Origin of the sequence: Gracilimonas sp., from assembly GCF_035704785.1 — a bacterium.
In the GTDB taxonomy this organism is placed as follows: Bacteria; Bacteroidota; Rhodothermia; order Balneolales; family Balneolaceae; genus Gracilimonas.
Window position 1 is genome coordinate 1 of record NZ_DASSWP010000057.1, and the last position, 4,849, is coordinate 4,849.

The 4,849-nt window shown below is 40.4% G+C and carries 6 protein-coding genes; 4 read left to right on the top strand and 2 right to left on the bottom strand.

Annotated elements, in window-relative coordinates; translation table 11 throughout:
* Positions 1-660 precede the first annotated feature (660 nt).
* Together VFM80_RS02870 and VFM80_RS02875 are read left to right on the top strand one after the other, a co-directional pair.
* Positions 661-1,410 (top strand): hypothetical protein, encoded by a 750-nt coding sequence (locus VFM80_RS02870; protein ID WP_395069356.1) that lies wholly within the window; start codon positions 661-663, stop codon positions 1,408-1,410.
* Between the two features lie 72 nt (positions 1,411-1,482).
* On the top strand, positions 1,483-2,811 hold the full coding sequence (locus tag VFM80_RS02875) for an ABC1 kinase family protein (protein WP_395069357.1): 1,329 nt from the start codon (positions 1,483-1,485) through the stop codon (positions 2,809-2,811).
* 120 nt (positions 2,812-2,931) lie between these two features.
* Here VFM80_RS02875 and VFM80_RS02880 read toward each other — a convergent pair whose 3' ends face one another.
* Complete coding sequence (locus VFM80_RS02880; RefSeq protein ID WP_395069359.1) at positions 2,932-3,273, bottom strand: DUF5615 family PIN-like protein; 342 nt, start codon at positions 3,271-3,273, stop codon at positions 2,932-2,934.
* Positions 3,273-3,509 (bottom strand): DUF433 domain-containing protein, encoded by a 237-nt coding sequence (locus tag VFM80_RS02885; RefSeq protein WP_395069361.1) that lies wholly within the window; start codon positions 3,507-3,509, stop codon positions 3,273-3,275. Before VFM80_RS02885 ends, VFM80_RS02880 begins: the two co-directional genes overlap by 1 nt.
* Before the next feature lie 167 nt (positions 3,510-3,676).
* Between VFM80_RS02885 and VFM80_RS02890 the strand changes: the two genes are divergently transcribed.
* On the top strand, positions 3,677-3,802 hold the full coding sequence (locus tag VFM80_RS02890) for a hypothetical protein (protein WP_395069363.1): 126 nt from the start codon (positions 3,677-3,679) through the stop codon (positions 3,800-3,802).
* A 221-nt stretch (positions 3,803-4,023) separates the two neighbouring features.
* Positions 4,024-4,849: RecQ family ATP-dependent DNA helicase (locus VFM80_RS02895; protein ID WP_395069365.1), on the top strand; the 826-nt coding region annotated here is incomplete at its 3' end.

The following is a 4,849-nucleotide window of genomic DNA, read 5'->3' on the forward strand; positions in this document are numbered from 1 at the left end:
CCAGGATCAAACTCTCCATTGTAAATACTTAAATTATACTCTGTGAGCATGACCCTACGCTCTTGTCATTTCTGTAAAAAGAATTGAACAAGCTCTCGCTCGCACAAACAATCTGATCTATACTTCATTATGTCTAAGAACTAAACTTTCAGCGAAAAAAAATGCCGACTAAACATCTGTTTGGTCAGCGATTTTTTGTTTCCTCGAAAGGATTATAAAGGTAAGGGATGGACCCTATTCACCGCAAGTTTTATTTCAAATATATTTTATTTTTTTGCTTTGCTTTACTGAGTTAATCAAATTCGTTTAATGAGTGCCCTGAAGGGTCTTCACCAAAGTCTTTAAGTAAACTACCATCTAAATAAAAGAGCAAAGTATCGAAAAGTGCAAAGAAAATTCTAACCTAATGACTGATCATGATTACCATGATGAGCGTGACTCCAAAGTTTATCTTGTTGCCAAGGTTTAGTTCAGATTTTAAATGATTAAAATAGCTGTAGAATTTGCAAACTGACTTCTCATCTTTGATGCATAATTTCTGAGCCGACCTTCTTGAGAAGAGTCCTTTAAGGAAAAGGTCAAAACAAATTTTCAATTTCTATCGTAACAACGAACTGAAAGCTTTCCGCATTCGTTTTATCAGTGAAATAAATAAAGACCATGAACACAGAAGAAATAAATACCAAGATCGAACTCACCGAAGCTGCTATAGATCTATATATAGAAGACGAATATTCGATCCCGAATTTGATCAAAAAAACCGGTAAGACAGCCTCCGAGATCTACACACTTTTCCCTAATAAGAATTCCATCCTGAAATTTTATTACCCCTCTTTGGTCATACGCTACCGCGCAATGATAAATGAGATCGACGACTTCGATTCCTATTCTATCAGTGAGAAGCTCTCCAACTTTGCTTTTACCCTATTTGATATGATGGACGAGCGCCGGAAGTTTGCAGAAGATACCTTTGAGAAATATGAATGGAAGTGTACCTCCAAAAGTGAGTTTCAAATGGAGATCAAATCCCTACTCAAAGATTTCTTCACTTCTGACGGCAACATCGCAACGAGCGCAGGGTTCTTTATAGGTGACTGGTTCTACGCTTCCCTGAAAACACAATTTCTGTTCCTGATCAAATTCTGGCTGGAGGATGATAGTGACAGCCGCGAACGCACCTTTGCCCTCACCGATAAGATCACAGGATTTATTGAAGAGCTCGTCTATTCCAAGATCGTAGACAAGGGATTCGATCTGGCTAAATATTCTTTGAGTGCTTTCGGTTTGAGCAAACAGGTGGAAGATTTCAACGATTGGGTTTCAAGCTGGTTTGAAGATGAGCCGGAAGTGGAAGTAGAAATAGAGGACGACGAAGAGGAAGAAACCGACAGCAAAAAAACCTCTGATTAATTTTAAATGCTAAATGAGAATGTTAAATGAATAAGTCATTTAACATTTAAAATTCATAATTCAACATTCCAAATGAGTAAAGACTTTCCTTCATCAAAATTTGAGCGCGGCAGTCGGATCGCTAAAACCGGTATTAAAGTTGGGACGAATTACGCCAAGCGATATCTCCGTAAAAAAACCGGTAAAACCAATGACGATTCGGATGGAGCCTTTCATTCCGAAAATGCCAAAGAGGTTTTCAAAGAATTTACCAAGCTCCGTGGAACCGCCCTCAAAATTGCTCAGGGAATGAGCATGGACCAGGGATTTCTCCCCGAGGAATTTGCCGAAGTCATGACCCAGGCGCAGTATTCGGTTCCTCCTATTAATAAGGCGCTGGTTCGCTCTATTATAAAGAGAGAGTTGGGAGCTTATCCCGAGCAGCTTTTTAAAAATTTTGAGTCAGAGGCTTTTGCTGCGGCTTCCATCGGACAGGTACATAAAGCAGAATTGAAAGACGGAAGGAAAGTGGCCATCAAAATTCAGTATCCCAACGTCCGGGAAACTATTGATTCGGATCTTGGACTGGCGAAGATCCTGGTGAAACGCATCGTGAAAAAGGGCGCAGATATTGATCCATACTTTGATGAAGTAAAAAAGACCCTTCTCGAAGAAACCGATTATAAAAATGAAGGTCAGCAAATTGAATTGTTCAGAGAGCGGTTTGGCGGATTAAATATCGTTATGCCCGAATGGATTCAAGAGTTCTCTACCGACAAAGTATTATGTATGACCTATTTGGAAGGCCGGCATCTGGGAGAATTTCTAAAGGAAGATCCCGACCAGGAAATGCGTGATCATTTTGGTCAGTTATTATGGGATTTTTTCCATCAGCAAATCAAGGAGATGGATTATGTTCATGCTGATACACATCCCGGAAATTTCTTTTTTACATATGATGGCAAACTTGGGGTGATCGATTTTGGGTGCGTGAAGAAATTCCCCCAAGAGTTTTTCATGAATTACCTGCGGTTACTTCCCACGCATCTAAAGGATGATGAAGAAGCTATCCGCGAGCTTTATGAGAAACTAAAGGTCATCAATCCCAATTCAGATACTCCTGAAAACGAAGAAAAATATTTCAACTTTGCCCGGAATTACGGGATGACTTTCGCCGAGCCTTACAAATATGAGGTTTTTGATTTTGGGGATGAGGAATACCGAAACAACATCAAATATTTCACCAAAGATGCTCCGATTGGAAATGAGCCCCGTGGTTCCCAACACTTCTTATATACCACACGTGTGCACCTCGGACTTTATAATTTATTGATGAAAATGGGGGCACACATCAATACCTCAAAAAGCAAGGAGATTTTGAGTAACATGTTAGATGTAGATTTTGGGGAGTTGGTGGAATAGACTTAGGAAGGGAACACGGATGATACGGATTGGGCAGATGGTCACGGATCTATTTTTTCTCTGCGGAACACAGCGTTTCATCTGCGAAAATCCGCGTGAAATAATTGTATGAGTTTATATCTACTCTATTCCCTCAATTCGATCTTTGTAAACATTCGTCAACTTATAATTTCTCGAATGACTTCGGATATCTTCCCAATTCTTTTCGAAGAATTGATACATCTCTTTTATCCGCATATTTCCAATTCGGATATGGATTACTTTCGGAGGAGGGTCTGCAAAAATTATACGATCTGAAAAATCCGCATCTTTTGTGACTATTGTCAGTTGATTTCTTTTTGCATATCCCCAAATCTCTTTATCACTTTTTATGTCCTCTAATTCATATTGATGCACAAAGTCTTCACCTTTCCAAAGTGAAAATTTATAAGGCAGATTTTCATCAATAAGAAACCGGGGCATCAGGCAGCAGTTGGATCAATGGTGAATTTTCGATTCATCAAATTTGCAGCAAAACGAATGCATTCCAAAACATCTTCTTTGCTTAAAGAGGGATAAGCTTCTAAAACATCTTCAACCGAATCTCCGGCACTTAAATATTCCAAAATTGATTGCACTGTTATCCTGGTTTCCCGAATCACAGGTTTACCATTACAAATGCCTTCATCTATTATTATTCTTTTGGTCAATTCTCTCATCGCAGATCAATTAGTTTCTTATTAAATGTAACGTACAGAAGAGAAACTTCCAATTGTATCAATTTTGGCTTTATTCTCGTTACAAACCTTCCCGAGAATTCGGTGGAGCTTCCGGTTCCATCCAACTATAGGACCCCCGCAAAACATTTTGAACCAGAGGTTCTGGCATGCATTCCCAGCGAGACGTTGGGAACGAGAAAAGCGAGATGCTGGATGTGGATTTTGGGAGTTGGTGGGGTAGACTCAGGAATGGAACACGGATGGTACAGACTAAACTGATGGTCGCTGTTTGATTTTTTTACTGAGTTTGCAGACTTTTACTCAGCGCTTGTTCTCTTTGGAAACAAGAGCCAAACTAAATGGTTTATAATTAAATCAGATCAGGTCGTACATTATCAGTTCAGCGAGCCTATACACTCTTTTATTCCTTTGGGATAAACCAGCCTAAAACCACTCTTCTCAAAAAAAACTGTAAGGAATTCGGTTTTCATAGCTCTTACCTTAGAAAAAGATCATGCAAAATTCAGAAACCACTTTAGCTACTATGCCGGATATCCAACAAGCAGAACACGTACTTCATGAAGTTTTCGGGTTTGAGGAATTCCGGTCGCTCCAAAAAGACATCATTGAGAATGTTCTGCAAAAAAGAGACACCCTCGCCATCATGCCTACTGGCGGAGGAAAATCACTTTGTTATCAAATTCCCGCCCTCATTTTTGATGGACTGACCATCGTGGTCTCTCCACTCATATCTCTGATGAAAGATCAGGTTGATCAGCTCACGGCTTATGGAATTTCAGCTTCCTATTTAAACAGCTCACTCTCGCCCCAGGAATATGAAGCTACCCTCGATCTGATCCGCAGAAATAAACTGGATCTACTGTACCTGGCACCAGAGACCTTATTGAAGGGCAATGTCCTGAATTTGCTATCCGGGCTAAACGTGGAATGCGTGGCAATTGATGAAGCGCACTGTATCTCGGAATGGGGACATGATTTTCGTCCTGAGTATCGACAGCTTTCTGAGGTAACCAAACGTTTTGATAACGCTGTTTCTCTAGGGCTCACCGCCACCGCTACTCCCCGTGTCCAAAAAGACATCGCAAATTCATTGGGCCTTGCTGATGCCAATACTTTCGTAGCGAGCTTCAACCGGAAGAATTTGTATTTGGATGTGGTAACCAAGAGCAGTCCTCTGCAACAGACCATTAATTTTTTGAGACGACATGAAGGCGAGTCGGGCATTATTTATTGCTTTTCACGCAAGCAGGTGGATCAGCTAACACAGGATCTGAATGCAAATGGTTTTAATGCCCTTCCCTATCATGCAGGTCTTGGGG

Coding starts and splice junctions, on each gene's coding strand:
- VFM80_RS02885 (WP_395069361.1), bottom strand. CDS start 3,509: ATGAGAGAATTGACCAAAAGAATAATAATAGATGAAGGCATTTGTAAT.
- VFM80_RS02875 (WP_395069357.1), top strand. CDS start 1,483: ATGAGTAAAGACTTTCCTTCATCAAAATTTGAGCGCGGCAGTCGGATC.
- VFM80_RS02890 (WP_395069363.1), top strand. CDS start 3,677: ATGCATTCCCAGCGAGACGTTGGGAACGAGAAAAGCGAGATGCTGGAT.
- VFM80_RS02870 (WP_395069356.1), top strand. CDS start 661: ATGAACACAGAAGAAATAAATACCAAGATCGAACTCACCGAAGCTGCT.
- VFM80_RS02880 (WP_395069359.1), bottom strand. CDS start 3,273: ATGCCCCGGTTTCTTATTGATGAAAATCTGCCTTATAAATTTTCACTT.